Consider the following 26,550-nt stretch of genomic DNA (forward strand, 5'->3'; position numbering starts at 1 on the left):
GCGCACAAAGCAAAAGATCGCAGCCTGCGGCAGCTCCTACATCGGAATGCGATCCTGTAGGAGCTGCCGAAGGCTGCGATCTTTTTCGATGCGCCGCTTACGCGCCTGGAACGAAGTGCTTCTGCGCCGTACCGCGAGCGATCAGGCGGGAGATGTAGTCGAGCTTCTGCGCGTCCTGATCGACAAAGCGGAAGGTCAATTGCAGCCATTCGCTGTCCGGCTTCGGCTCGTGGGCGACCACGGCGTGCAGGTAGCCATTGAGGCGGGCGATTTCGGCGTTGTCGCCCTGCTCCAGATCGAGCACGGCGCTGTCGAGGATCTGCGGCAGGGTGTCGGTGCGTTTCACCACCAACAGCGCTTCCTTGATGCTCAGGGCCTTGATCACGCATTGCTGGATGCCGCTTGGCAGGCGCAACTGACCCTGGCCACGACCACCGGCCGGCGCTTTCGAGGCAGCCGGAGCCTGCACCGGCGGGCTGTTGAGCAGACCACGCGACGGCGCAGCAGCTGCAGCAGGCTTGGCGAACGGATTGACCGCAGCAGCGGCCGCCGGCGCGGCACCAACCACGGCAGGCTTGCCGCCGGTCAATGCACTCAGGGAGTCGTTGCCGAACGCCGAGTTCATCTTGGTTGGCGCGCTGTTCATCAGGGCGTCGAGCTTGCCAACCTTGTTCAGCGCCTGCTTGACCTTGGTCAGCAGTTGCTCGTTGGTGAACGGCTTGCTGACATAGCCGGAAACGCCGGCCTGAATCGCCTGCACCACGTTCTCTTTGTCACCACGGCTGGTGACCATGATGAATGGCATCGACTTGAGATTGTCTTGCTGACGGCACCAGGTCAGCAGCTCAAGACCGGACATTTCCGGCATTTCCCAATCGCACAGGACCAGGTCGAACGCTTCTTTGGCCAGCATGGCCTGGGCCTTTTTACCGTTGATGGCATCCTCGGTGCGGATCCCCGGAAAATAGTTACGCAGGCATTTTTTCACCAGGTCGCGAATGAACGAAGCATCGTCCACGACCAACACACTGATCTTGCTCATCCAACACCCCTATAAAAATCCCGGCAAGCATACCGCTTTGCTGATGGCACATTGCCAACAATCTTCAGTCACGCCGGGACTTTTCGTTCGCGGGTGCTGCTTTTTAATTCGATTCGCTGTTCAAGCACCATAAACAAAAACGCCCGGCCAAAGGGCCGGGCGCTTTTCTCAGGCAATCTTACTTATCGTCAGCATCGCCCGGAACATTAGCGGTTTCGCCGCTTGTGCCTTGAACTTCTTCTTTCATGCGTTTGAGGCCCAGGTGGCGCACATCGGTGCCGCGCACCAGGTAAATCACCAGCTCCGAGATGTTGCGCGCATGATCGCCGATGCGCTCCAGCGAACGCAGGACCCAGATGATGCTCAGAACCCGCGAGATAGAGCGCGGGTCTTCCATCATGTAGGTCGCCAGCTCGCGCAGGGCAGTCTTGTATTCGCGGTCGATGACCTTGTCGTATTGCGCCACCGACAGCGCCAGATCGGCGTCGAAGCGGGCAAACGCGTCCAGCGCATCGCGCACCATGTTGCGCACCTGGTCGCCGATGTGACGCACTTCGACGTAACCGCGCGGCGCTTCGCCTTCTTCGCACAGCTGAATGGCGCGACGGGCGATCTTGGTCGCTTCGTCGCCGATGCGCTCCAGGTCGATCACTGACTTGGAAATGCTGATGATCAGCCGCAGGTCGGACGCCGCCGGCTGCCGACGGGCGAGAATGCGCAGGCATTCTTCGTCGATGTTGCGTTCCATCTGATTGATCTGGTCGTCGATCTCGCGCACCTGCTGGGCCAGACCCGAGTCGGCCTCGATCAGCGCGGTGACCGCGTCGTTGACCTGCTTCTCGACCAGCCCGCCCATGGCCAGGAGGTGGCTGCGCACTTCCTCAAGCTCGGCGTTGAACTGCGCGGAGATGTGGTGGGTAAGGCCTTCTTTACTAATCATGTTGGCGTCCTTGGAGCGTCCGGTAAGGTGCGGTGGGCCGCAGCGTCAATTCTGTGAATAACCGCAACTGTCAGCCATAACGACCGGTGATGTAGTCTTCGGTCTGTTTCTTCGCCGGATTGGTGAACAGGGTGTCGGTGTCGCCGAATTCCACCAGTTTGCCCATGTACATGAACGCCGTGTAGTCGGAAACCCGCGCGGCCTGCTGCATGTTGTGGGTCACGATGACGATGGTGAACTTGGACTTCAGCTCGTAGATCAGCTCTTCGACTTTCAGGGTCGAGATCGGGTCGAGGGCCGAGCACGGTTCATCGAGCAGCAGCACTTCCGGCTCAACCGCGATGGTGCGGGCGATCACCAGTCGCTGCTGCTGACCACCGGACAGGCCGAGTGCCGAGTCATGCAGCCGGTCTTTGACTTCATCCCACAGTGCCGCGCCTTTCAACGCCCACTCGACCGCTTCGTCGAGAATGCGCTTCTTGTTGATGCCCTGAATGCGCAAACCGTAGACCACGTTTTCGTAGATGGTCTTGGGGAACGGGTTGGGCTTCTGGAACACCATGCCGACGCGGCGACGCAGTTCGGCAACGTCTTCACCCTTGCGGTAGATGTTGTTGCCGTACAGGTTGATCGCACCTTCGACACGGCAGCCGTCAACCAGGTCGTTCATGCGGTTGAAGGTGCGCAGCAACGTGGACTTGCCGCAGCCGGACGGGCCGATGAAAGCGGTCACGCGCTGTTTCGGGATGTTCATGCTGACGTCGAACAGTGCCTGCTTCTCGCCGTAGAACAGGCTCAGGCCCGGGACTTCGATGGCCACGGTTTCCTGCTCGAGGCTCAGGCTCTGCTTGTCGCGACCCAGGGCCGACATATTGATGCCGTGGGTATGTGTTTCGTGCTGCATGGGAGGCTCCCTGTGCTAACAAATTCGGTTCGTTGAACCGCCGGACAACGCCAGCGGGTTACTCAAATTCTGTGTCTGTCGCGACTCCTGTGGGAGCTGGCTTGCCAGCGATGGCATCACCGCGGTGTTACTGGCAGACCGAGTCGCCTGCATCGCTGGCAAGCCAGCTCCCACAGGGTCTGTATTAACTGTCCAAAGCTTTGTATTTTTCGCGCAGGTGGTTACGAATCCACACCGCCGACAGGTTCAACGTGGCGATCACCAGCACCAGCAGCAGCGCCGTGGCGTACACCAGCGGTCGTGCCGCTTCGACGTTCGGGCTCTGGAAGCCGACGTCATAGATGTGGAAGCCCAGGTGCATGATCTTCTGGTCCAGGTGCAGGTACGGGTAGTTGCCGTCCACCGGCAGCGACGGCGCCAGTTTCACCACACCCACCAGCATCAGCGGCGCCACTTCACCGGCGGCGCGGGCCACGGCGAGGATCATGCCGGTCATCATCGCCGGGCTGGCCATTGGCAGAACGATCTTCCACAGCGTTTCGGCCTTGGTCGCGCCCAGTGCCAGCGAGCCTTCACGGACGGTGCGCGGGATACGCGCCAGACCTTCCTCGGTCGCCACGATCACCACCGGCACCGCCAGCAGCGCCAGGGTCAGCGAGGCCCAGAGCAGACCCGGAGTACCGAAGGTCGGCGCCGGCAGTGCTTCGGGGAAGAACAGACGGTCGACCGAGCCACCCAGCACGTAGACGAAGAAGCCCAGACCGAACACGCCGTAGACGATCGCCGGAACGCCGGCGAGGTTGTTTACCGCGATGCGGATGATCCGGGTCAGAGCGTTCTGCTTGGCGTATTCGCGCAGGTAGACCGCCGCCAGTACGCCGAACGGGGTCACGATCATCGCCATGATCAGGGTCATCATCACGGTGCCGAAAATCGCCGGGAAGATCCCGCCTTCGGTGTTCGCTTCACGCGGGTCGTCGGACAGGAACTCCCAGACCTTGCTGAAGTAGAAACCGATCTTGGTCAGCGTGCCCATGGCATTCGGCTGATAGGCGTGAACCACTTTGCCCAGGCTGATTTCGATCTCTTTGCCGTTGGCATCGCGGGCGGTCAGCGCGTCGCGGTTAAACTGCGCATGCAGATCGCTCAGACGGGCTTCGATGTCCTGATAACGCGCGTTCAGCTCGGCACGTTCGGCGTCCATGTCCGCTTGCGCGGTGGCGTCGAGCTTGCCGTCGAGTTCCAGTTTGCGCCCGTGCAGGCGGATGCGTTCCAGCCCTGCGTTGATCGCACCGATATCAGTCTTTTCCAGCGACTTGAGTTGCGCCGCCAGACCGTTCACACGGTTGATTCGCGCTTGCAGCTCAGGCCAGGCCGCTTCGCCCTCGGCGATCACCTTGCCGTCCTGTTTGACGTTGACCAGGTAACCGTAGAAGTTGCCCCACTCGCGACGCTCGATCGCCATCAGTTCCTGCGGCGTGGTCTGGTTGGTCAGCCACTCGCCGACCACCCAGGTGAAGTCGTTGCCGTTCAGGTCACGGTTGCCGACCTTGATCAGCTCGCGGGTCATGAATTCCGGGCCTTGATCAGGCACCGGCAGGCCGGCGCTTTTCAGGCGGGCACGCGGCACTTCTTCCTTCTGTACCACTTCGCCGATGACCAGGTGATTGGCCTGGCCCGGTACGTCGTAGCTGGCGTGGATCAGGTCCGCCGGCCAGAAGTGACCGAGACCGCGCACGGCAATCACCGCCAGCAGGCCAATGGTCATGATGACCGCGATGGACACCGCGCCACCGCTGATCCAGACGCCCGGGGCGCCGCTCTTGAACCATCCATTCAGGGAGTTCTGTTTCACAGACTTCTACCTTTCTTAAAGCGACGAGTATTTCTTGCGCAGACGCTGACGAATCAGTTCTGCCAGGGTGTTCATGACGAAGGTGAACAACAGCAGCACCAGCGCCGAGAGGAACAGCACGCGGTAGTGGCTGCCGCCGACTTCCGACTCGGGCATTTCCACCGCGACGTTGGCGGCCAGGGTGCGCAGGCCTTCGAACAGGTTCATTTCCATGACCGGAGTGTTACCGGTGGCCATCAACACGATCATGGTTTCGCCGACCGCACGGCCCATGCCGATCATAAGCGCCGAGAAGATCCCCGGGCTGGCGGTGAGGATCACCACGCGAGTCATGGTCTGCCACGGCGTGGCACCGAGCGCCAAGGAACCGAGGGTCAGGCCACGCGGCACGCTGAACACGGCGTCTTCGGCAATCGAGTAGATGTTCGGGATCACCGCAAAACCCATCGCCAGACCAACCACCAGAGCGTTGCGCTGGTCGTAGGTGATGCCCAGGTCGTGGGAGATCCACATGCGCATGTCACCGCCGAAGAACCAGTTCTCCATGTACGGGCTCATGTACAGCGACAGCCAACCGACGAACAGGATCACCGGAATCAGCAGCGCACTTTCCCAGCCGTCCGGGACCTTCAGGCGAATCGACTCAGGCAGGCGGCTGAAGGTGAAACCGGCCACCAGAATGCCGATCGGCAACAGCATCAGCAGGCTGAAGATGCCCGGCAGATGCCCTTCCACATACGGGGCGAGGAACAGACCGGCGAAGAACCCGAGGATCACCGTCGGCATCGCTTCCATCAGCTCGATCACCGGTTTGACCTTGCGGCGCATGCCCGGGGCCATGAAGTAGGCGGTGTAGATCGCGGCGGCAACCGCCAGTGGCGCGGCCAGCAGCATGGCGTAGAACGCGGCTTTCAGGGTGCCGAAGGTCAGTGGCGACAGGCTCAGCTTCGGTTCGAAATCGGTGTTGGCGGCGGTCGATTGCCAGACGTATTTAGGCTCGTCGTAGTTCTCGTACCAGACCTTGCTCCACAACGCGCTCCACGACACTTCCGGGTGCGGGTTGTCGAGCAGCAGCGGTTGCAGCTTGCCGCCGGCCTCGACGATCACCCGGTTGGCGCGTGGCGACAGGCCGAACAGGCCCTGGCCTTCGGCAACCGGCTCGACCAGCAAAGTGCGGTGCGCGGTGCTGTGGAACACGCCGAGCTTGCCGCTGGCATCGAGAGCAACGAAGCCCTTGCGACGCTCTTCGGCGGTGATTTCAACGATTGGCGCGGAGCCCATCTGGAAGGTACGGATCTGCTTCAGGCGCAGCTCGCCATCGGTATCGCGAGCCATGAACCACTGGGCCAGGCCACCCTTGGAGTCACCGATGATCAGCGAGATGCCGCCCACCAGTTGCGTGCTCGCGGTGACTTCGGCGTCAGCGTTTTCCAGCAGTTTGTAGCGACCGTTAAGGCTCTTGTCGCGCAAGCTGAACACGTCGGCCTGGGCACGCCCGTTGACCACGTACAGCCATTGCTGGCGCGGGTCGACGAAGATGTTTTTCACCGGTTCAGTCATCTGCGGCAGCTCGATACGCTTCTGCTCGTTGGTGACTTCGCCGGTCATCATGTTTTCTTCGCTGGTCAGCGACAGCACATTGAGTTGCGAACCGGTCGAACCCACCAGCATCAGGGTCGAATCGGTGGCGTTGAGGCTGACGTGCTCCAACGCCCCGCCGCTATCGTTCACTGCGATCGGTGTGTTGCCGTAAGGAAACTCGATGGCTGGAGTGATGGTTTTCTTGCCATCGGGGTAGCTGACTTTATAGGTGTGACGGAACACCAGCGCCTGGCCGTTGGACAGGCCCACCGCCACCAGCGGATGACCTGGCTGATCTTCACCAATGGAAGTTACGGTAGCGCCGGCAGGCACCGGCAGATCGACGCGCTTCAGTTCAGCGCCACTGTCGATATCGAAGAACAGCGCCTGGCCCTTGTCGGAAACGCGCATCGCCACCTGATTCTGCTCTTCGAGCGAAATCATCAGCGGCTTGCCGGCGTCCTGCATCCAGGCTGGGGTAATGGCGTCTTTCGCGGTCAGGCTGGCACCGTGGAACAACGGTGCAACAACGTAGGCGAGAAAGAAGAAGATCAGGGTGATGGCTGCCAGCACCGCAAGCCCGCCAACGAGGACGTACCAGCGGGTGAAGCGATCCTTGAGCGCGCGGATGCGGCGCTTGCGTTGCAGCTCAGGCGTATTGAAATCAATGCGCTTGGGAGGGGAAGTCGTAGTCATTGGGGAATTGGCCAGATCATTCATGCGCTCACCCTAGCGATCCTGTATGACAGAAAGATGACAATGCAGTGACGCACCAAATCCACCGCCAGCGGGACTGGCAGAGGATTGAAAATTTGAGGTGTGTAAAAGGCCGGTCTGCTGGCAGATCCGGCCTTTTACCTGAGTCCGGTGGGATTCACCCCCGGACTCAGTTTGTTACTTTTTTGCGACTTCAGCGCCGCCTTCCTGCAGACCCAGGTCAGCCAGTGCTTTTGCAGCAACCTTGGCCGGCAGCGGGATGTAGCCGTCTTTCACCACCACTTCCTGACCCTGTTTGGACAGAACCAGTTTCACGAACTCGGCTTCCAGCGGGGCCAGAGGCTTGTTCGGGGCCTTGTTCACGTAAACGTAGAGGAAGCGCGACAGCGGGTACTTGCCGTTCAGGGCGTTTTCTTCGGTGTCTTCGATGAAGTCAGTGCTGCCTTTCTTCGACAGGGCAACGGTCTTCACGCTGGCAGTCTTGTAGCCGATGCCCGAGTAACCGATGCCGTTCAGCGAGGAGCTGATCGACTGCACAACCGACGCCGAACCTGGCTGTTCGTTGACGTTAGGCTTGTAGTCGCCTTTGCACAGGGCTTCTTCCTTGAAGTAGCCGTAAGTGCCGGATACCGAGTTACGACCGAACAGTTGCACTGGCTTGTTGGCCAGGTCGCCGGTCACGCCCAGGTCGCCCCAGGTTTTCACGTCGGCTTTGGCGCCGCACAGACGGGTGGACGAGAAGATCGCGTCAACCTGTTCCATGGTCAGGTGCTGGATCGGGTTGTCCTTGTGCACGAACACCGCCAGGGCGTCCACGGCCACCGGGATAGCGGTTGGCTTGTAGCCGTATTTCTGTTCGAAGGCCGCCAGTTCGGTGTCCTTCATCTTGCGGCTCATCGGGCCGAGGTTGGAGGTGCCTTCAGTCAGCGCAGGTGGCGCGGTGGCGGAGCCAGCGGCCTGAATCTGGATGTTTACGTTCGGGTATTCTTTCTTGTAGTTCTCAGCCCACAGGGTCATGAGGTTGGCCAGAGTGTCGGAACCAACGCTGGACAAGTTGCCCGATACACCGGTGACCTTGGTGTAAGCCGGAATTGCCGGGTCAACGCCAGCGGCTACCGCGTGGGCAGTCGCAACGCCAGCAGCGACAAAAGTCATTGCCGCCATCAAACGCTTCAGTTTCATGCCTTACTCCTAGCAGATAGGGTGTGTTAATTCGGGGCCAAGTATCAGCAGGCCGTGTGAACACTCTATGGCTGAAATATGACAATTGGATGAAAGGCCAGCATCCGGGGTGTCACAAAAAATGAATTCCGCAGCAGGTTGACAAATCAAATCCAAAAGATAGCCTTGTCAACCACGAGAGGAACTCATGATAAACGACCGAATTCGCCGCGCCCGCCTGCAACGAGGCCTCACCCTAGAGGGTCTGGCGGCCCAGCTTGGCGATATCACCAAACAAGCGTTAAGCAAATATGAGAAAGGGTTGAGCACTCCAAACTCTTCTCGCCTGCTGCAACTGGCCAAGGCACTTCAGGTCAGCCCCGAATATTTTTTCCGCGCGGAGGTTATTCCTCTGGCACCTCTTGAGTTTCGAAAGCTGGCCAGAATGCCCAAGTATCGCCAAGCTCAAGTTGAAGAAAAAATTCGGGAACATCTCGAGCGCTACATTTCACTTGAGCAATGTTTCGATCCAGCAGATATCCAGACCCCTGCCACCCCCGCACAGATGCTCCCGGTTTCAACCCTCGAAGAGGCCGAGCTAGCAGCCGAGAAGCTTCGCCAGTTTTGGGGAATCGGTAGCGATCCCATCGCCAATCTGACTGAGCAACTGGAAGAGCACAGCATCAAGGTTGCAATGCTGAACGGCCCAGATGATTTCGATGGCGCTTGTGCTGCTACCGGTGACGGCGAACACGTACTAATTGCTTTGAATGCTGACCGTCCAGGTGAGCGAATCAGATTTACGGCTGCTCATGAGCTCGGCCATTGGGTTATGGCGTTGCCTGGAGACATGCCGGAGAGAGACAAAGAAAACTGTTGTCACCGTTTTGCCGGCGCATTTCTCTACCCCGCCAAAAGCGTAACCGGCGATTTCGGCAGCCATCCCCGGTCCAGAGTCCATCCACGAGAGCTACTGATCGCCAAACGCCAATACGGAATATCGATGCACGCTGCGTTGAGACGACTGAAGGATCTGAAGCTACTTAGCGAAAGTGGCTACAAATCCCTCACTATTCAATTCAGTGCCAACGGCTGGCGCAAAGCAGAGCCCGAACCTATGCCGTGCAAACCGCCCCAGCGCTTTGATTCGCTGGTGTTCTGGGGATTGGCGGAAGGATTGATCACCAAGTCGCGGGCTGCTGAACTCCTGCGCAAACCAGTGAGCGCACTTGACCCCAATTTCTTGGGCTCACTGGAGAGTGCATGAGTCTGATCTATATCAGTGATACAAATATCTGGATCGACTTCAGAAATGCCGGACTGCTGGAGCAGATGTTCAGTTTGCCGTTTACGCTGTGTTGCACTGACTTCGTAATGTACGAACTCGACGACTTTTCACACGACGAACTGCTCAACCGAGGATTGATTGTCGAATCGTTCGATGAGGCAGGTGTAATAAGATTGTCGGGGCTGAGGATCGAGCACAACAACAGCTCTTTAGCCGACGTCTCCTGTTACTTACTTGCGCAGGAAACGGGCCGCCCTTTACTCACCGGAGATGGCAGGTTGCGCCGTCAGGCCCAAAGAGATGGGTTACAGGTACACGGCGCGCTATGGCTGCTCGATTTAATGGTAGAGCACCAAGTCATCGACGAAACAGAAGCTGCAAATGCTTTGGCTCACATGCTCGAACACGGTGCTCGCCTGCCGATTGGCGAGTGTGAAACAAGGCTTTCGCGCTGGCGAAAGCCCTGAGTCCTGGAACTAAATCAGCGTCCCTTCTTCCACAGCCACGCGCCAACCATGATCCCCATCCCGCACAGCACAGCCACATAGTAGGCCGGGCCCATCGCACTCTCTTTAAGCAGCAGGCTGACCACCATCGGCGTCAGGCCACCGAAGATCGCGTACGCCACGTTGTACGAGAACGACAATCCGCTGAAGCGCACCACTGGCGGGAACGCCTTGACCATCACGTACGGCACCGCACCGATGGTGCCGACCAGCAGACCGGTCAGGGCATACAGCGGGAACAGCCAGTTCGGGTGGTCGGCGAGGCTGTGATAAAAGGTCCAGGAGCTGATCAACAAGCCCAGCGAACCGAAGACAAACACCCGGCCGGCACCGAAACGGTCGGCCAGCGCACCGGAGATGATGCAACCGACGCTGAGGAACACGATCGCCAGGCTGTTCGATTGCAGCGACTCGGTCGGCGAGAAGTGATAGACCGTCTGCAGCACGGTCGGGGTCATCAGGATCACCACGACGATGCCGGCGGACAGCAGCCAGGTCAGCAGCATCGAGATCGCAATCGCCCCGCGATGGTCACGCAGCACCGCGCGCAGCGGCACTTCTTCGGCCAGCGCCTTGCGCAGTTGCAGCTCGGCGAATACCGGGGTTTCGTGCAACCAGCGGCGCAGATACACCGAGAACAGGCCGAAGACGCCACCGAGCAGGAACGGGATCCGCCAGGCGTAATCCGCGACTTCCACCGGCGTATAAATGCTGTTGATCGCGGTGGCGACCAGCGAGCCGAGCAGGATGCCCGCCGTCAGGCCGCTGGTCAGGGTGCCGCAGGCATAGCCGATGTGCTTTTGCGGCACGTGTTCGGAAACGAAGACCCACGCCCCCGGCACCTCACCACCAATCGCCGCACCCTGGATCACCCGCATCAGCAACAGCAGGATCGGCGCCCAAAGGCCAATCTGCGCGTAGGTCGGCAACAGGCCCATGATCAGGGTCGGCACGGCCATCATGAAAATGCTCAGGGTGAACATCTTCTTGCGCCCCAGCAGGTCGCCGAAGTGCGCCATGACGATACCGCCCAGCGGCCGCGCGAGGTACCCGGCGGCGAAGATGCCGAAGGTCTGCATCAGGCGCAGCCACTCGGGCATGTCGGCCGGGAAGAACAGCTTGCCGACCACGGTGGCGAAGAACACGAAGATGATGAAGTCGTAAAACTCCAGCGCACCGCCCAGGGCCGATAGCGACAGAGTCTTGTAGTCATTGCGGGTCAGGGGGCGTGCAGGTTGCTCGGGCTGCGCGAGGCTCGAAGGCGCTGTGGTCATGGCAAGGGCTTCTCTTATAGGCGGATCTACCGCCACAACAACGCTGGCTGTGGCTTGGGCAGGTTCGGCACCATAGCAAATTGTTCGAAAAAGCACATAGAGGCGCGTATTTGCCGGTCAAAATCAGAACCCGATGGTCGTCGCGGAGTCTACCGACCGATATACTCGCAACCTTGCTCCGGTTTGTAGGGGGTTGCTGTGCGAAAACGTCGTTGGCCCGGCCTTTGAACGGGATCAGCCGGTTTCGCAGAGTTTCCCCTTTAGACGCCTATGGAAAACGTGACGAACGCAGTATGTTCGGTGCTGAATCGTTTTTCCTGAAGACGGCTACCACCAGCAATACCAACGAAGAGTCACGGGTCAGAGGCACCCCCGGCATGATAGAGCTCGAACAAGAAGATCCGATCCCGCAAGGCGACCTGGCCTTGCAAATCACCGCACTCCCGCGCGAAACCAACGGCTTTGGCGATATTTTCGGCGGCTGGCTGGTGGCGCAGATGGATCTGGCAGGCACCGCGATGGCCAGCCGCGTGGCCGGTGGTCGCGTAGCCACGGTCGCCATCGACCGCATGGCCTTTCTGGTGCCGGTCGCGGTCGGCGCGCAATTGTCCTTTTATACCCAGACCCTGGAAATCGGCCGCAGCTCGATCCAGATGATGGTCGAGGTGTGGAGCGACGACCCGCTGTCCAGCGAGTGGCGTAAAGTGACCGAAGCGGTATTCGTCTTCGTCGCCATCGACGGCAGCGGTCGTACTCGCTCGGTGCCGCCACGCGCGCGTTAAACATTGCCGCGGTTTTGCGGTCGATAGTCGTCCCAAGTGTCTGATCGAGAGCTGTCCCATGAACACGCCCAACGTTGAAGCCGTGAAACTGGATGAACTGAACTGCTGGCGCATTCGCCACGGTCAGGCCGAAGTGCTGGTGGCCCAGCAAGGCGCGCACATCCTCAGTTACCAGATCGACGGCCAGCCGCCGATCATCTGGCTCAACGACAAGGCCGTGTTCAAGACCGGCAAGAGCATCCGCGCCGGCGTGCCGGTGTGCTGGCCCTGGTTTGGCATCTTCGAGCGCAACCCGCAAAGCGTCAAAGCGATGCGCGTCAGCGATGAACCGGCACAGGCCCACGGCTTTGTCCGGGCGATGGATTGGGAGCTGGGCGGGATCGAAGCCGAGGACCATGGGGTCAAGGTTGAATTCAGGCTGCCGTATCCCGAAGGCGGATTCCCGAGCTGGCCGCATCAGGTCGACCTGACCTTGACCCTGCACCTGAATGATCAGCTGAACATCAGCCTGACCAGCCATAACCGTGGTGCCGAAACCGTCAGCCTCAGTCAGGCGCTGCATACCTATTACGCCGTCAGCGATGTGCGCAACGTGCACGTCGACGGTGTTGAAGGACTGGATTACATCGAGACCCTGGATAACTGGAACACCCACCGCCAGCAAGGCGAACTGCGCTTTGCCGGGGAAACCGACCGCATCTACCTCGACGCTCCGCCGCAACTGAGCATCGTCGATCCGACCTGGGAACGACGTATCGTATTGAGCGCCAGCGGCTCACGCACCGCGGTGATCTGGAACCCGTGGACCGACCGCGCCGCCGCGTTCAGTGACATGGACAACGATGGCTGGCAGCGCATGCTGTGCATCGAGACGGCGAATGTGATGGATGATGTGGTCACGCTGGCCTCGGGGGCGAGCCATACCATGGGCGTCAGCATCGGCAGCAAACCGCTTTAAGATCAAAAGATCGCAGCCTTCGGCAGCTCCTACAGGGAAATGCATTCCAATGTAGGAGCTGCCGAAGGCTGCGATCTTTTGCTTTAGAGATCGGACTCCTGCACCACCCGCACCTTGTCCGCGTCCAGCGCATACGCCGCATCAGCCAGATCATTGCTGACCTTTTCGATCTTCAGCGTGCCGGTCACCCACAACGGCGTGTAGATGTCATCCAGCTTCAAGCCCTTTGGATAACGCACCAGTACCAGTTGGTTCGGTGGCGGTGGCGGTACGTGGATGCACGCGCCAGGGTACGGCACCAGGAAGAACAGCGTGCTGCGGCCCTTGGCATCGGACTCCAGCGGCACCGGATAACCACCGATACGAATGTGCTTGTCGTTCATCGCCGCCACGGTCTTGGTCGAATACATCACCGCCGGCAGGCCCTTGGCCTGTTTCATCCCGCCCTTCTCGGTGAAAGTGCCGGTGGCTTCCGGGGAGTTGTGGTCAATTTCGGGCATGGCCTCGAGGGCTTTCTGGTCCGACTTGGGCATCAGTTCCAGCCAGTCGGTTTCCGGCAGTTCGCCGGCGTGGGCCAGGCCGCTGCCCAGCAAAAGGAGAGTCAACAGAAGACGGCGCATGAAGGTGCTCGGTAAAAGATGCTCGGATAAAGGAAGGACGTTGAATCGCCGAGCATTCTAGCCCTCCCTGCCGCGTTGGCAGAGAGGACTTGGTCGCTTGGATCAGTTCTTTTTGATCAGGCCGTAGATCACCAGCAGCACGATCGCGCCGACCAGCGCACCGATGAAGCCTGCGCCCTGACCGGCCTGATAGATACCCAGGGCCTGGCCGCCGTAAGTGGCCGCCAGCGAACCGCCGATACCGAGCAGGATGGTCATGATCCAGCCCATGCTGTCATCGCCCGGTTTGAGGAAGCGTGCCAGCAGGCCGACGATCAAGCCGATAAAGATGGTTCCGATAATTCCCATGGCATTTCCCTCTGACTCTGAATGGTAGATATGCCAAAGCCTAGTCAGACTTTGGCATCCTGCCATGAGAGAACGGCGGCTCCCGAAGGTTCCGCCGCTGCCACATGAAACTGTTTACTCGGCGATCAGCGCTTCGACCTTGACGATCTGTGCCTGCAGCGTGGCCATGTCGGCGCAGCGCAGGTTGGCGTGACCGACCTTGCGCCCGGCCTTGAAGGCTTTGCCGTAGTGATGCAGATGACAATCCTCGATGGCGATGACTTTCTCTACCGGCGGCACCACGCCGATGAAGTTGAGCATCGCGCTCTCGCCGACCTTGGCGGTCGAACCCAGCGGCAGGCCGGCAACGGCGCGCAGATGGTTTTCGAACTGGCTGCACTCGGCGCCTTCGGTGGTCCAGTGCCCAGAGTTGTGCACACGCGGAGCGATTTCGTTGGCCTTGAGGCCGCCGTCGACTTCAAAGAACTCGAACGCCATCACGCCCACATAGTCGAGCTGCTTGAGCACGCGGCTGGAATAGTCTTCGGCCAACGCCTGCAGCGGGTGATCGGTGCTGGCGACCGACAGTTTGAGAATGCCGCTGTCGTGGGTGTTGTGCACCAACGGATAGAACTTGGTCTCACCATCACGGGCACGCACGGCAATCAGCGAAACTTCGCCGGTGAACGGCACGAAGCCTTCCAGCAGGCAGGCCACGCTGCCCAGCTCGGCGAATGTACCGACCACGTCTTCCGGCTTGCGCAGGACTTTCTGGCCCTTGCCGTCGTAACCCAGGGTGCGGGTTTTCAGCACGGCCGGCAGACCGATGGCAGCCACGGCGGCGTCCAGGTCGGCTTGCGATTGAATGTCGGCGAAGGCCGGGGTCGGGATGCCCAGGTCCTTGAACATGCTCTTCTCGAACCAGCGGTCGCGAGCGATGCGCAGGGCTTCGGCGCTCGGATAGACCGGGACGAACTGCGAGAGGAACGCCACGGTTTCCGCCGGGACGCTTTCGAACTCGAAGGTCACCAGGTCGACTTCGTCAGCCAGTTGGCGCAGGTGATCCTGATCGCCGTAATCGGCCCGCAGGTGTTCGCCCAGTGCCGCGGCGCAAGCGTCCGGCGCAGGGTCGAGGAAAGCGAAGTTCATGCCCAGCGGAGTACCCGCCAGCGCCAACATGCGACCCAACTGGCCGCCACCGATTACACCGATCTTCATCTCAACAACCTCAGGCAATACGTGGGTCTGGATTGTCCAGGACGCTGTCTGTCTGCTCGGCACGGAAGGTTTTCAGTACCGCGTGGAACTGTGGATGCTTGGCACCCAGGATGCTCGCCGAGAGCAGCGCGGCGTTGATCGCGCCGGCCTTGCCGATGGCCAGGGTGGCAACCGGGATGCCCGCCGGCATCTGCACGATCGACAGCAGCGAATCGACGCCCGAGAGCATCGACGACTGCACCGGAACGCCCAGCACCGGCAGGTGGGTCTTGGCCGCACACATGCCTGGCAGGTGAGCTGCGCCACCGGCACCGGCGATGATCACCTCGATGCCGCGGCCCTCAGCCTCTTCGGCGTACTGGAACAGCAGATCCGGGGTGCGGTGGGCAGAAACCACCTTGACCTCGTACGGGATGCCGAGCTTTTCCAGCATATCGGCGGTGTGGCTAAGGGTGGACCAATCGGACTTGGAGCCCATGATCACGCCAACCAGTGCACTCATCGTCGCGCCTCTTCTCTCTGGGCGCCCGCAGGCGCGTCAAAAACAACAAGCCACGCAGGATTGCGTGGCTTGATTGTACGAAAAATGGCCGGACGTACCGGCCGAAGGCCGCGCAGTATACCGCAAAGAAAGCAATAAACAGCCCCCGAAACGACCATCTGTCAAATCAGCGAAAGGCCCGGTTTTATTGACTTGAAGGTCAGCGCTCCAGCATCACTCGATACCTGTGGGAGCTGGCTTGCCAGCGATGGCGTCGGATCAGTAACCACAGGCAGTGACTGACCCACCGCTATCGCTGGCAAGCCAGCTCCCACAGGGTTGTTGGGTGGGTTCAGGAAGCCTGTGCAGCGCCCCCTTCAAGCTTGCGCCACAACAACCGCACGTTGGCCTTGCGCACCAGTGCGCAGCGGTACAGGCGAATCTCCAGCGGCACGTGCCATTGCGGGCCGCCGCAGACGACGAGTTCGCCACGGGCCAGTTCGGCGCGCACGCTCAGCTGTGGCACCCAGGCGATACCGAGGCCCTCCAGGGCCATGCTCTTGAGGCTGTCGGCCATGGCGGTTTCATAGATGGTGGTGAAGCGCAGCTGACGCTGACGCAGCAAACCATTCACCGAGCGCCCGAGAAACGCCCCGGCGCTGTACGCCAGCAGCGGCACGCTGGCCTCGCCTTCCAGATCGAACAGTGGTTTACCGTCGGCATCCGCCGCGCACACCGGGAGCATTTCGGTCTGGCCCAGGTGCAGCGAGGGGAAAATTTCCGGGTCCATCTGCATCGCCGCGTCCGGATCGTAGAACGCCAGCATCAGGTCGCAGCCGCCTTCGCGCAGCGCGTGCACCGCGTCGCCGACGTTGGTCGCCACCAGCCGCGTGGCGATGTTCAGCCCTTCATTGCGCAGTTGCGCGATCCAGCGCGGGAAGAAGCCCAGCGCCAGCGAGTGCGCGGCGGCGACCTGCATCACCTCGCCCTGCCCGCCTTCCAGGTGATGCAGATGCCGCAGCACTTCGCCGAGCTGTTCGACCACGGTGCGCGCGGTCACCAGAAACAGCTGCCCGGCTGCCGTCAGTTCGATCGGCGTGCGCGAGCGGTTGACCAGCGTCAGCCCAAGCGCCGCTTCCAGGCTGCGGATTCGCCGACTGAACGCCGGCTGAGTCACGAAGCGCCGTTCGGCCGCCTGCGAGAAGCTGCGGGTGGCGGCCAGGGCACTGAAGTCCTCGAGCCATTTGCTTTCCAGATTCATCACGTCCTCCCGGACACGCACCAAAACAGGTCACACGTCTGCCGCGCACGCGGCGTCACACGGGCATTATGCCGAATGTGCATAGGGCAGTGTTTAACAGCATTGGCCCAAAAAATCCCAGAAGCCTAGCATTCGCAGCGTTCCGGCATAGACCGGGTCCATATCGAGATGATTTCTATCATGTCCTCCGCTGCATCATTCCGCACAGAAAACGACCTGCTTGGCGCCCTCGAAGTACCGGCTCAAGCGTATTACGGCATCCAGACCCTGCGAGCGGTGAACAACTTCCGTCTCTCCGGCGTTCCGATTTCGCATTATCCGAAACTGGTTGTCGGTCTGGCGATGGTCAAACAGGCCGCCGCTGACGCCAACCGTGAGTTGGGTCATCTGAGCGAAGCCAAGCACGCTGCCATCAGCGAAGCCTGTGCCCGATTGATCCGCGGTGATTTTCACGAAGAATTCGTGGTCGACATGATTCAAGGTGGCGCCGGTACTTCCACCAACATGAACGCCAACGAAGTGATCGCCAACATTGCGCTCGAAGCAATGGGTCACCAGAAAGGCGAGTACCAGTACCTGCACCCGAACGACGACGTCAACATGGCGCAGTCGACCAACGACGCCTACCCGACCGCGATCCGTCTGGGTCTGCTGCTGGGTCACGACGCGCTGCTGGCCAGCCTCGACAGCCTGATTCAGGCCTTCGCGGCCAAGGGCAAAGAATTCGATCACGTTCTGAAAATGGGCCGTACCCAGCTGCAAGACGCCGTGCCGATGACCTTGGGTCAAGAGTTCCGTGCTTTCGCCACCACCATGGGCGAAGACCTGGCCCGTCTGAAGACGCTGGCCCCGGAACTGCTGACCGAAGTGAACCTGGGCGGCACCGCGATCGGCACCGGCATCAACGCCGACCCGCGCTATCAGGCGCTGGCCGTTCAGCGTCTGGCGCTGATCAGCGGTCAGCCGCTGGTGCCAGCCGCCGACCTGATCGAAGCCACTTCCGACATGGGCGCCTTCGTGCTGTTCTCCGGCATGCTCAAGCGTACCGCCGTGAAGCTGTCGAAGATCTGCAACGACCTGCGCCTGCTGTCCAGCGGCCCACGCACCGGCATCAACGAGATCAACCTGCCAGCGCGTCAGCCAGGCAGCTCGATCATGCCTGGCAAGGTCAACCCGGTGATTCCGGAAGCCGTTAACCAGGTGGCCTTCCAGGTCATCGGTAACGACCTGGCGCTGACCATGGCAGCCGAAGGCGGCCAACTGCAGCTGAACGTGATGGAGCCGCTGATCGCGTTCAAGATCCTCGACTCGATCCGCCTGCTGCAACGCGCCATGGACATGCTGCGCGAGCACTGCATCGTCGGCATCACCGCCAACGAAGCCCGCTGCCGCGAACTGGTCGAGCACTCGATCGGTCTGGTCACCGCGCTGAACCCGTACATCGGCTACAAAAATGCCACCCGCATCGCCCGGATCGCCCTTGAAAGCGGCCGCGGCGTGCTGGAACTGGTGCGCGAAGAAGGTCTGCTCGACGAAGCCATGCTCGCCGACATCCTGCGCCCGGAAAACATGATTGCCCCGCGTCTGGTTCCGCTCAAAGCCTGAGCCGACGCGTTACTTGTAGCACCGCTCACCAGGTCGAGGGACTAGACACCTCTCACCTTTTGAGGGCTTGGGGATTTGTCCCCAAGCCCTTTTTTTTAACTTTCTGATCCTGAGACCCGTATGTCTGGGGACTGAAGAATGTAGAGATAAGCCCTTGTGGTGAGGGGATTCATCCCCGATGGGTCGCGAAGCGGCCCCAAAACCTGCAATCGCGGTGTAACAAGTACACCGCGTGCAATGATTTGCGACTGCTTCGCAGCCGATCGGGGATGAATCCCCTCGCCACAGGGTTTGCATCTACAGAAACGCAGTTCCCGCACAAGCCCGGCGCCGGTAACGCCGGGTGTTTCAAAGCTTCGTTTCGTCGCTTGCACCACTACCGTGCAGACGGGCGCGTCACTGATCGGTATAGTGCCGCCCCTCTTCGCGTGAGCGGTCGTCGGTAACGAGGCCATAACCCATGCGAAACCCGAACTAATAACAAACCCGCGAAATGGACCGGGACGAAACCTTCGCCTCACCTGTTGTGCCGCGCGCAAACCGGTGTAACGCGATGTTTCTGAACATCCGGCATTTGCTTACACAAAAAACAGCGAGGAAAAATCCATGCTCGAAGTCATCAACGACTTCCTCTCAGGGAAAGTACTGATCGTGCTCATTGTCGGGCTCGGTAGCTACTTCACGATTCGCTCGCGTTTCGTTCAATTGCGCCACTTCTTCCACATGTTCGCGGTGTTCCGCGACAGCCTGAAAAGCAGCGGCGGGCAACTCAGCTCGTTCCAGGCCCTGATGCTCAGCCTTGCCGGCCGTGTCGGTGCAGGCAACATCGCCGGTGTCGGCATCGCCGTGACCCTCGGCGGGCCGGGTGCGGTGTTCTGGATGTGGGTGACCGCACTGGTCGGCATGTCCAGCAGCTTCTTCGAATGCACCCTGGCGCAGGTCTACAAGCGCGCCGAAGGTGACGGTCTGTACCGTGGTGGCCCGGCCTACTACATCCAGCACGGCCTGAAACTCAAAGGCATGGCGGTGGTGTTCTCGATCCTGCTGCTGGTGACCTACGGCTTCGCCTTCATCGGTCTGCAGTCCTACACCGTGACCCACTCGCTGCAAAACGCCTTCGCCTTCGACCCAAGCCACACCGGGATCGTCCTGGCGGTGCTGCTGGCCATCACCTTCATCGGCGGCATCAAGCGCATCGCCGCGGTGTCCGACCTGCTGGTACCGGTCAAGACCCTGGCCTACATCGGCGTGACCCTGTACGTGATCGGCACCCAGATCGAACACGTACCCGCCATGCTGGAAACCATCTTCAAAAGCGCCTTCGGTCTCGACCCGGCATTCGGCGGCCTGCTCGGCAGCGCCATCGTCATGGGCGTGAAGCGTGGCGTGTTCGCCAACGAAGCGGGCCTGGGCAGTGCGCCGAACGTCGCCGCCGTGGCCTCGGTGAAACACCCGGGCGCTCAGGGCGTGGTTCAGGCCTTCAGCGTGTTTCTCGACACTTTCGTGATCTGCACCTGCACCGCGCTGCTGATCCTGTTGTCGGGCTTCTACACCCCGGGCTTCGAAGGTGACGGCATCGTCCTGACCCAGAACTCGCTGGCCGCCGTGGTCGGTGACTGGGGCCGCATCTTCGTCAGCGTCGCGCTGTCGCTGTTCGTCTTCACTTGCATCCTCTACAACTACTACCTGGGCGAGAACAGCCTGCAGTTCCTCAGCCGCAACCGCGCTGTGCTGATGATTTTCCGCGGCCTGGTCCTGGCGCTGGTGGTCTGGGGCTCGATGCAGGACCTGTCGACCGTGTTCGCCTTCGCCGACATCACCATGACCTGCCTGGCCTTCGTCAACCTGATCGCCCTGGCGATGCTGTTCAAGGTCGGCATGCGTGTGCTGCGTGACTACGACGAGCAGCGCCGCGCCGGCATCAAGCAGCCAGTGTTCGACGCCAGCAAATTTGCCGATCTGGATCTGGACCTGAAGGCCTGGCCAGTCGACGCGCCAGCCGCGGGCAAGACCGCAGCCGAGCCGCAAGGCGTGCCTGCAGCGCAACGCTGACAGGTGAATGACGGGCGCATCCCCTGCGCCCGTCGGTTATTGTGATGCAATACCTGTAGGAGCGAGCCTGCTCGCGATAGCTGTCTTTCAGCCAACATTAATGTTGAATGATGAACCGCTATCGCGAGCAGGCTCACTCCTACAATGTCATCTCTTGTGGAGACCCTCAGATGATTGCCAACACCTTCCCCGCCGCCCAACACGTCATGGTGCTCTACACCGGTGGCACCATCGGCATGCAGGCCAGTGCCAACGGTCTGGCCCCAGCGTCCGGTTTCGAAGCCCGCATGCGCGACTATCTGCACAGCCAGCCCGAGCTGGTGTTGCCGCAATGGCGTTTTCGGGAAATGTCGCCGCTGATCGACAGCGCCAACATGACCCCGACCTACTGGCAGCAACTGCGCGAAGCGGTGGTCGATGCGGTGGACGTGCAAGGCTGCGACAGCGTGCTGATCCTGCACGGCACCGACACCCTGGCCTACAGCGCCGCGGCGATGAGTTTTCAGTTGCTCGGCCTGCATGCCCGTGTGTGTTTCACCGGCTCGATGCTGCCGGCCGGCGTCACCGACAGCGATGCCTGGGAAAACCTCGGTGGCGCGCTGGTTGCTCTGGGTCAGGGTCTGGCGCCGGGCGTGCACCTGTATTTCCATGGCGAGCTGCTGGCGCCGACGCGCTGCGCGAAAGTGCGCAGCTTCGGCCGTCATCCGTTCAAGCGCCTGGAGCGTCAGGGCGGCGGGATGAAAGCGCCGTCGATTCCGGCCGCGCTGAACTACAACCAGCCGAAACAACTGGCCAAGGTTGCTGTGCTGCCACTGTTCCCCGGCATCGACGCCGAGGTGGTTGATGGCCTGCTGGCCAGCGGTATCAAAGGTCTGGTGCTGGAGTGCTACGGCAGCGGCACCGGGCCGAGCGACAATCCCGAGTTCCTCGCCAGCCTCGGTCGCGCCCGGGACAACGGTGTGGTAGTGGTCGCGGTCACGCAGTGCCATGAAGGCGGGGTCGAGCTGGATGTGTATGAAGCTGGCAGCCGTCTGCGTGGCGTCGGTGTGCTGTCCGGTGGCGGCATGACCCGCGAGGCGGCGTTCGGCAAGCTGCACGGCTTGCTCGGTGCCGGCCTGGACAACACCGAAGTGCGACGTCTGATCGAACTCGACCTGTGTGGTGAGTTGCGCTGAGCCGTGTCCGGCGCCGGCAATAATCCGGCGCCCTACATATCTACCACCCATGCTGCATCGTGCCTCCCTAGCATGGAGCGACCCCGAAAGCTTGACCTCGGGATCGCCTCCATCACCAGAACGCAGGGACGCACGATGAGTTCAGCAACCACAAGCTCCACCCGGCAGACGGCCGCCGGCACCAATCCCACCGAAGCCCTGATCACTCAATTGAGTGTCGGCCCCGACTTGCGCGACGTGGCCGGCGTGCTGTTGCGCGAGCATTTGCGCAAGCTGTACCCCACGCTTGATCTGGAGCCGAGCATTACCATGATCGGCAAGCCGCAATGGTCCATCGTTGACGAACAGATCGTTGCCGGAAATCCGACCTACCAGGCCTTGACCGAAATCCTCGCCAACCAGGTCGTGCAGGGCACACCGACGCTGTGTATCGAAGGTGAACACTTTCTGACGCAACAACCGATCAGCGAGCCGGCCGTCCACCTGCCGGTACGCATCGACGAAATCGCCAGCCTGCTCAACCTGCTGGCTCCGGTCATGCTCACGGCGTTTCAGGAGCAACAACTGGCGTACTGGAACAGCGCCGACGACAGCAGCGGCCCGCGCTGGCATGCGCTGTCGGACACCCTGCGCGAGGTCTGGAACGTCGATCAGGTGCAGGGCTGGAGCGAGAGTGACTGCGCAATGGCCCGCGCGCTGTATCGCAATGCGGATCTGGCCAGCAGGAAAATCGATGATCCCTACCAGAGCAGCGCCTGCCTGATCGCCATTGACCTGGTCGATGACGGAACCGTGAAGCACTTGAACGAAGTATCGATGGCGGTGCTGATCGGCACACAGCAGGGAAAAACAGTGATCCTCGCCCACTCGCTGCTCAAGGGCTACCAGAAGTTCGACGCTCTTGATGAACTGGGCAAATCCTTGCCTGAGCATGTCAGCAACCTTCAGCCATACCAGCAACTGAAATGGCGATTACTGGAACCCTCCGGCAGCATTTTCGATTATCAGGCGTGCGCACTGGTCTCGATTCAGATCGATGTGATCGGCGCGCTGGATTTTTCTCCTGCCACACCTGCGCCACTCGACAAGCCATTGTCCACGGCCACCCCGCAAGTCGACGCAGCGGCGAAAAAGCCCGGCCCGCCATTGAGCTGGTTCCAGGATGCCCTGCCTGACTGGCTCAGCGCTGCATCACTGCCGGATCTGAACAACTATTCCCGGCACTTGAAGGATCTGGCTGCGCTGCATAGCCAGAACACCGGCAAGTCCTATCTGGATGGCATCCTGCCAATCAGCGAATACGCGCTGAGCGAAATGAACATCCTGCATGCCGAGACCCTTCACGAGCACGCCGATGCGCAGCGTGCCGACCTGGAGACAGCCCTGGAGTCGATCCAGTTGCGGGTCAAAAGTCCGGTGATCTGGGGCACCTTTACTGTTCCGGGAAAAATCGAGACTTACAATTTCAGCGTCACCGATCTGGCCTTGCAGAATCTGATTGCAGTGCCGATAGGCAACAAGACCCTGCACTCCACCCGTGGCAAGCCATTGCCGACATGGCTGACCGTAAGCTATCTGGAAGACCTGGTAACCCGCGCGGATATCGGTACGACCTACCCGGCGCTGATCAAGAGCCAGTTGGTCGACACCACGCCAGCATCCGCCGGGCGACAGGCACTGTTCACACAGCACTTGCGCATCCAGTTGCCGCTGCTGGCCCTGCAATCGAAAATTCGCGGCAAGGCCGGTATCGACGCACGCGGTTACCGCTATGTCGTCGCGGTGCTGGACCCCGACCGCAACCATCGCATGGTCGAGGACCAGACCATCGTCATGCGGCCTCTGGCTTTCGTTCCTCAACGCAGAACAGACGGCAGCCATGACGAAGTCGCCAACATGTTCGTGATCGGTCCTGAAGACCCGAGCGCCGGACCGTGTCTGCTGTATCGACCGATGCTCGACCAGCCGTTGACCCAATACCCTTCCCCCAGCAACTTGCTGTACGCCATCCAGCAATCCGCCAGCCTGCGTGACTCGGTGCTCGCCTGGCTCCCGGACCGCGTGCGCAGCGACTACGCCAACTATGTGTTTCCAGGCACGTTGCCTTCCCCCTGGGCCGTCACCGAATTTCTGGTGGATGCGGAAAAAATGAGGGTCATGAGCGGGCCGATCAGTCTCGGTAGAAAGACCGTGGAGGGCGACCTGCCAGGCGCGCTGTTCAAAGCCAATGCGTCGGCGCTGGTCGAGCTGGCCGACCGCCAGTCGGTGTCAAATGCGGAAAGTCGCTGGGCCAGTTTCAAACGGGCCGGATGGACCCTGTTCAATGCCGTCCTGCCGTTCCTCGGACGCACGGTGGGGGTCGCGACGTGGATCTGGCAGGTGATGGAGCAACTGCAAGCCCTGAAGGAAGCCCGCGAGCAGGATGACTCTTCCGCGCAATGGTCAGCGTTCACCGAGGTGCTGCTCAATCTGGGGATGGCAATCACGTTGCACATCGCAGGTCGCTCCCGACCACGACTGGCCCATGAGGCAGCGGCAAGCGAAACACCGAAAAGCCCTGAACCCACGACCACGGAAATCACCGTGCAGCAACTGGAAAAAAGCGCTCCCCATGAAACCGCGGACCTGCAGCAGACCCTGAATATCAGCGGCGCCGCGAATCGCACGCCGGCAAGTCTGGGCACCGTGCTGGCGCGCTTCAAAATCCTTCGCCCGCAACATCTGGCCAGCGCCAACACCACGCCAGGGCCCTATCGCCATCTCTACAGCTACAACAGCAAATGGTACGCCCCGGTGGGCCGTGACTGGTTCGAGGTCGCGGTGGACGAAAACGGCACCGTCATGATCATCGATCCGCAGGATCCAGCCCATACCGGCCCAGCCCTGATCGGCAATCTGCGTGGCGAATGGTTCGTCGATAGCCGACTGCGTCTGCGCGGTGGCGGCTCGACCGGCCTGACCCAGCTGGCTGACGCACAACGCCGGATCGAAGCGGAAAACCTGCGCACCCGCCTGACCGCCTTTGAAAGCCGTAAAGCGGCAGCGCAAGGCGAGTTGGAACAGGTCCGCCAGGCAATGAACGCCGCCACCGCTCAGACCGCTGCGGCCCATCGCCAGCTCTTTCTCCAGTCTCTGGACAGGCAACGCGTCGCTTATGCCCAGGCGCTGAGCGATCTCAAGGCGTTGCATGTATTCTCGCCAACGGCTGACTACCAACAGAGATCCCTGGGCTACCTCAAGGCGCAGCTCGAACTGATCCATGCGGGGATTCGCGAAGCGCTGACCCTGTTCACGCCGACATTGCGCAGCGTGCTCAATCATCTCGAAGGCCAGGCTGAACAGCCCCAGAACCGGCATATTGCCGAGACGCAGCAGATGCTTGAACTCAACCTGGACATGATCACGCGTCTGGAGCAGATCCAGGCACAACTGGAGCAACTCAAAGAGTTCGAGAGAGACGGCTTGCGCCTGATTCAACTGACCCGCAAGGCACTCCCGGCGTACTCGATCGACGATCTCAAGGCACTGCAAGTGACACTCGCGCGCAATGTCTGCCTGCCCGAACACTCGGTAGCGACCGCCGCGGATGCCTGGCTCAGTCTCGACCAGATTGTCGATACCGCCGATATCGCCGTTCAGGCACTGCGTGACACTCTGGAAGAGCGCAGCGTTTCCCGGCTCGATGAACGCATCGACTGCCTCAACGATCTGATCGAACAATTCAACGTACTCGACGAGCGCCTGGCGGACTTCAAGTCCGCGTACGCTGAAAGTGTGCAAGAGGCGCCGCTGGCAAATCTGCGCCAACAGCTTGAGCAATTCAACCGCAGCGCCCGCCATAACCTGGTGCTGTTGCTCGAAGAGCGCGACACCCTGCGCAGCCGCCCGGCGCCTCCCGTGCAACCGCCAAGGCCGAAAAAGAAGTTCATCCGCACCCGCTACAACGGCGTGCTGATCGGCGAGCCGCGCCTGACGGCACAGGGCCTGGAAACCGACCTGGTCGATATCAAGTCACCGCTCACGGACAAGGTCATCTCGACCTTTCATCAAAAAACCCCCGGGGTGTGGGTCGAACGTGTCAGCGCTGCCTTGCCGACGCCGACGCCAGCGCTCGAAATCAGTTTGAACAAGGGGCAGAACCTGCTCGACGGCCTGCCGGCGTTCACCCTGCGCATGAACGAACTCATGACCCGGGACGGGCGCTCAGCGGTCGGGATCGAGTACCTGTTTCACCAGCACGCCCTGCAACTGGAACACGTCAGCGCGGCCGTTGAACAGGCCCTGACCGACAGTAACGCCACCGACAGCAGCCAGCGCTCGGCTGCGGTGCTGAACAAGGCGCTGAGCGATGCCGTCGACAGCCTGTATCAGCAAGCCAAAACCGCGATGTCGCTGATGACCCGGGCACAATCACCCACGCCATCGGCTGTCGCCTGGCTTCAAGCCAATGACAGCATCCGTATTGCGCAAACCGTCAGGCGGCGCCGCCTCAAGGGCGGCAAGGCGCTCTACCTGGACGAATACACCATCACTGATCAGACCACCCGCAAAGTGCTGTGGTACGCGCACTTTCTGTATTCGACCTCGTGGGTGCCGGACAAAGCCTTTCTTTCTGCCCGCCTGAAAACCCCGCAAGAGCAGCAACTGGGATCCGAAGCCGACAGCACTCGCGGGCTGAGCCGCGCCCAACGACTGGCCTATTACCGCAGCATGATCGGCGTGGAGCAGGCCCGGCAGCTGTTTTTCAGCGCAGGCTGAGGCACCCGACGATGACCGTGCATGACGTCTCGCCAGCGTATGGGA

At 60.9% G+C, this 26,550-nt stretch carries 20 protein-coding genes; 8 read left to right on the forward strand and 12 right to left on the reverse strand.

Features of this window, described 5'->3' with window-relative positions; translation table 11 throughout:
- Positions 1-97: 97 nt before the first annotated feature.
- From ACU680_RS22625 to ACU680_RS22650, 6 genes are all read right to left on the reverse strand, one after another.
- A complete protein-coding gene (locus ACU680_RS22625) occupies positions 98-1,042 on the reverse strand; it encodes a response regulator (protein ID WP_448180557.1) in 945 nt (314 codons plus the stop codon).
- Positions 1,043-1,220: 178 nt separating this feature from the next.
- Positions 1,221-1,982 carry a phosphate signaling complex protein PhoU gene (gene phoU, locus ACU680_RS22630; RefSeq protein ID WP_007962290.1) on the reverse strand — a complete coding sequence of 254 codons (762 nt, stop codon included), beginning with the start codon at positions 1,980-1,982 and terminating at the stop codon, positions 1,221-1,223.
- Between the two features lie 70 nt (positions 1,983-2,052).
- Entirely contained in the window at positions 2,053-2,886 is an 834-nt protein-coding gene (gene pstB / locus ACU680_RS22635; protein WP_007962289.1) for a phosphate ABC transporter ATP-binding protein PstB, read from the reverse strand.
- Positions 2,887-3,070: 184 nt separating this feature from the next.
- The gene (pstA, locus tag ACU680_RS22640; RefSeq protein WP_367082110.1) at positions 3,071-4,741 is read right to left on the reverse strand and encodes a phosphate ABC transporter permease PstA; all 1,671 of its coding nucleotides are present in this window, start codon (positions 4,739-4,741) and stop codon (positions 3,071-3,073) included.
- A gap of 15 nt (positions 4,742-4,756) precedes the next feature.
- Positions 4,757-6,790, reverse strand: a complete 2,034-nt coding sequence (locus ACU680_RS22645) for an ABC transporter permease subunit (protein WP_448180586.1) — start codon at positions 6,788-6,790, stop codon at positions 4,757-4,759.
- A gap of 426 nt (positions 6,791-7,216) precedes the next feature.
- Positions 7,217-8,221, reverse strand: a complete 1,005-nt coding sequence (locus tag ACU680_RS22650) for a phosphate ABC transporter substrate-binding protein PstS (RefSeq protein ID WP_086792482.1) — start codon at positions 8,219-8,221, stop codon at positions 7,217-7,219.
- A 187-nt stretch (positions 8,222-8,408) separates the two neighbouring features.
- Between ACU680_RS22650 and ACU680_RS22655 the strand changes: the two genes are divergently transcribed.
- A complete protein-coding gene (locus tag ACU680_RS22655; protein ID WP_039765108.1) occupies positions 8,409-9,467 on the forward strand; it encodes a helix-turn-helix domain-containing protein in 1,059 nt (352 codons plus the stop codon).
- Positions 9,464-9,955: a PIN domain-containing protein gene (locus tag ACU680_RS22660; protein ID WP_448180558.1), complete on the forward strand. Its 492-nt coding sequence runs from the start codon at positions 9,464-9,466 to the stop codon at positions 9,953-9,955. Before ACU680_RS22655 ends, ACU680_RS22660 begins: the two co-directional genes overlap by 4 nt.
- A 14-nt stretch (positions 9,956-9,969) precedes the next feature.
- Here ACU680_RS22660 and ACU680_RS22665 read toward each other — a convergent pair whose 3' ends face one another.
- Positions 9,970-11,268 (reverse strand): MFS transporter, encoded by a 1,299-nt coding sequence (locus ACU680_RS22665; RefSeq protein ID WP_448180559.1) that lies wholly within the window; start codon positions 11,266-11,268, stop codon positions 9,970-9,972.
- Between the two features lie 377 nt (positions 11,269-11,645).
- On the opposite strand from ACU680_RS22665, the gene ACU680_RS22670 reads away from it, so the two are divergent.
- Together ACU680_RS22670 and ACU680_RS22675 are read left to right on the forward strand one after the other, a co-directional pair.
- On the forward strand, positions 11,646-12,050 hold the full coding sequence (locus ACU680_RS22670) for an acyl-CoA thioesterase (RefSeq protein ID WP_003229628.1): 405 nt from the start codon (positions 11,646-11,648) through the stop codon (positions 12,048-12,050).
- 58 nt (positions 12,051-12,108) lie between these two features.
- Positions 12,109-13,008, forward strand: coding sequence for a D-hexose-6-phosphate mutarotase (locus ACU680_RS22675; protein WP_448180560.1), 900 nt, complete (start codon positions 12,109-12,111; stop codon positions 13,006-13,008).
- 83 nt (positions 13,009-13,091) lie between these two features.
- Here the strand turns inward: ACU680_RS22675 and ACU680_RS22680 are convergent, their stop codons facing one another.
- From ACU680_RS22680 to ACU680_RS22700, 5 genes are all read right to left on the reverse strand, one after another.
- The gene (locus ACU680_RS22680; RefSeq protein ID WP_448180561.1) at positions 13,092-13,628 is read right to left on the reverse strand and encodes a DUF3299 domain-containing protein; all 537 of its coding nucleotides are present in this window, start codon (positions 13,626-13,628) and stop codon (positions 13,092-13,094) included.
- 102 nt (positions 13,629-13,730) lie between these two features.
- On the reverse strand, positions 13,731-13,976 hold the full coding sequence (locus ACU680_RS22685; RefSeq protein WP_003229635.1) for a GlsB/YeaQ/YmgE family stress response membrane protein: 246 nt from the start codon (positions 13,974-13,976) through the stop codon (positions 13,731-13,733).
- Between the two features lie 114 nt (positions 13,977-14,090).
- Positions 14,091-15,173: a 5-(carboxyamino)imidazole ribonucleotide synthase gene (locus tag ACU680_RS22690; RefSeq protein ID WP_201236259.1), complete on the reverse strand. Its 1,083-nt coding sequence runs from the start codon at positions 15,171-15,173 to the stop codon at positions 14,091-14,093.
- Positions 15,174-15,183: 10 nt separating this feature from the next.
- Positions 15,184-15,675: a 5-(carboxyamino)imidazole ribonucleotide mutase gene (purE, locus tag ACU680_RS22695; RefSeq protein ID WP_003229641.1), complete on the reverse strand. Its 492-nt coding sequence runs from the start codon at positions 15,673-15,675 to the stop codon at positions 15,184-15,186.
- Positions 15,676-16,006: 331 nt separating this feature from the next.
- On the reverse strand, positions 16,007-16,915 hold the full coding sequence (locus tag ACU680_RS22700) for a LysR substrate-binding domain-containing protein (RefSeq protein ID WP_007962273.1): 909 nt from the start codon (positions 16,913-16,915) through the stop codon (positions 16,007-16,009).
- Positions 16,916-17,095: 180 nt separating this feature from the next.
- Between ACU680_RS22700 and aspA the strand changes: the two genes are divergently transcribed.
- The 4 genes from aspA to ACU680_RS22720 all read left to right on the forward strand — a co-directional run bounded on the left by aspA (position 17,096) and on the right by ACU680_RS22720 (position 26,505).
- Positions 17,096-18,520, forward strand: a complete 1,425-nt coding sequence (aspA, locus tag ACU680_RS22705) for an aspartate ammonia-lyase (RefSeq protein ID WP_027610364.1) — start codon at positions 17,096-17,098, stop codon at positions 18,518-18,520.
- Positions 18,521-19,126: 606 nt separating this feature from the next.
- Entirely contained in the window at positions 19,127-20,572 is a 1,446-nt protein-coding gene (locus ACU680_RS22710; RefSeq protein WP_007962272.1) for an alanine/glycine:cation symporter family protein, read from the forward strand.
- A gap of 170 nt (positions 20,573-20,742) precedes the next feature.
- On the forward strand, positions 20,743-21,747 hold the full coding sequence (locus tag ACU680_RS22715) for an asparaginase (protein WP_448180562.1): 1,005 nt from the start codon (positions 20,743-20,745) through the stop codon (positions 21,745-21,747).
- A 135-nt stretch (positions 21,748-21,882) separates the two neighbouring features.
- Positions 21,883-26,505 (forward strand): hypothetical protein, encoded by a 4,623-nt coding sequence (locus ACU680_RS22720; protein WP_448180563.1) that lies wholly within the window; start codon positions 21,883-21,885, stop codon positions 26,503-26,505.
- The last annotated feature ends 45 nt before the right edge of the window (positions 26,506-26,550 follow it).

The organism is Pseudomonas sp. LF020 (assembly GCF_053456425.1).